General features: G+C 66.8%; 3 protein-coding genes. All 3 read left to right on the forward strand.

What is annotated here, in order from left to right; genetic code table 11:
• The first annotated feature begins 67 nt into the window (after window positions 1-67).
• The 3 genes from WDV06_RS36935 to WDV06_RS36945 are packed head-to-tail and all read left to right on the forward strand — an operon-like array spanning window position 68 to window position 979.
• Window positions 68-262, forward strand: a complete 195-nt coding sequence (locus tag WDV06_RS36935) for a type II toxin-antitoxin system prevent-host-death family antitoxin (RefSeq protein ID WP_395514168.1) — start codon at window positions 68-70, stop codon at window positions 260-262.
• 34 nt (window positions 263-296) lie between these two features.
• Entirely contained in the window at window positions 297-659 is a 363-nt protein-coding gene (locus WDV06_RS36940) for a DUF6247 family protein (protein WP_395514169.1), read from the forward strand.
• A gap of 29 nt (window positions 660-688) precedes the next feature.
• Window positions 689-979, forward strand: a complete 291-nt coding sequence (locus WDV06_RS36945) for a hypothetical protein (RefSeq protein WP_395514170.1) — start codon at window positions 689-691, stop codon at window positions 977-979.
• Window positions 980-1,041 lie beyond the last annotated feature (62 nt).

Consider the following 1,041-nt stretch of genomic DNA (forward strand, 5'->3'; position numbering starts at 1 on the left):
CCGCGGCCGGCTCGCACCGGGATGAGGAAACTGACACAACTATGATAGTTGGGCTAGCGTGAAAGCCATGGAGACGAGGACCTACACGACGATCGACCTGCGCAAGCAGATGGGCGAGATCCTCGACCGCACGCGGATCGCGGGCGAGCCTGCGGCCATCACCCGCAAGGGCAAGACCCTTGCCTACCTCGTGCCCGCCGAATGGTTCGAACGCTATCGGCAGCTGGCGGACACGGCGTCAGCCGATGAGGACGCGGCCTGAGCCGCTCCAGGTACGGATCGGGAGTCCCTACGCCATGACAGCGCAGCCCGTGCACTTCGACGGCCCCGACGAGTCCCGTCGCGTCCCGCCCATGCCCGAACGCACACCCCAAGCCCTGCGCCTGGCCATCCAGGAACATGCCCCTCACCTGCTGCCGGACTTCGAGGCCCACTGGCGGCGCGCGATCGGCGACGCGTTCAATCTCACCCCGGTGCCGGCATTCATGCGGTTGTGGTGGACCCAGTACGCCATCGCACGTGATCCCGCTCTGGAGGCGCACCTGCGGGACCTTGAGGCGCGTGCGGCGAAGTCGGAAGACACTGAGGAGTCGACGCGGCTCCTGGCTGAATACAGTCGGCTGCGGCGGGCTTCGGCCTCCGTGGAGCCTGGTCAGTGACGTATGAGCCCCCGGCCCCACCCTGGCAGATGGACTGGACGTTGGAAGCCCGCCAGGAGTTCGACAGCATGCCTGCCGACGGCAAGCAGCTGATCCTGGCCGCCCGCGCCGAACTGATCACCGCCTCGGATCCCTACTTCCGGGGCATTGATGCCGATATCGGTCTTCCGCACTGGATCACTGTCCGCCCCCTCGCCTCCACCAGCCCAGGTGGGCCCCATATCGCCGATGTCGCAGGGGGGCGTGGATGGCTCATCTTCACGTTCATCCGTCGTCATGCCGAACCCCAGATCACCGTCACCGACGCCTTCTGGGCATAGGAATCCCTATCGCGGTGCGAGATGTGCGCCCCGCGGCGCCGCACAGCGATCCGTTCGTCCTC

Origin of the sequence: Streptomyces racemochromogenes (assembly GCF_044129415.1) — a bacterium.
GTDB classification, from domain to species: domain Bacteria; phylum Actinomycetota; class Actinomycetes; order Streptomycetales; family Streptomycetaceae; genus Streptomyces; species Streptomyces racemochromogenes_A.